Source organism: Mesorhizobium sp. M2C.T.Ca.TU.002.02.1.1 (assembly GCF_003997225.1).
The window spans coordinates 1-421 of the sequence record NZ_RZTO01001552.1 but is presented as its reverse complement, the minus strand read 5'-3'; the positions used below and the strand labels follow the sequence as shown (position 1 = coordinate 421).

The following is a 421-nucleotide window of genomic DNA, read 5'->3' as shown; positions in this document are numbered from 1 at the left end:
CGCCATGACAATCCAACGCTCGACGCTCAAGAAACTGGCCTTTTCGACCTTTCTGCTGACGCTGCCGCTCAATGCGGCCTTCGCCGCCGATCCGGCGGTGGCCGAACGGATCAAGGCAGCCCTTGCCGCCCAGGGCGTCGACATTTCCTGGACCGGCGTCTCCGGCGACGATTCGAACGCCACGCTGCAGGGCGTTTCCATCAAGCCGGCGGCCGAGAAGGACGCGCTGCCCATCGGCGACGTGAAGCTGGAAGGAGTCAGCGAAGCCAATGGCGGCTATGAGATCGCCACCGTCTCGACCTCGCCTTTCGAACACAGCAAGGACGGCGTGACGCTCAATCTCAGCCCGGTGGTCATCCACGGCATGAAGGTCCCGGCCGAGGGCGGCACCGATCCGCTGGGCTCGCTGATGATGTACAAG

At 64.4% G+C, this 421-nt stretch carries 1 pseudogene; it reads left to right on the top strand.

The features are described from left to right. A pseudogene (locus EOD07_RS37235) lies at positions 1 to 421 on the top strand (hypothetical protein); the annotation flags it as partial.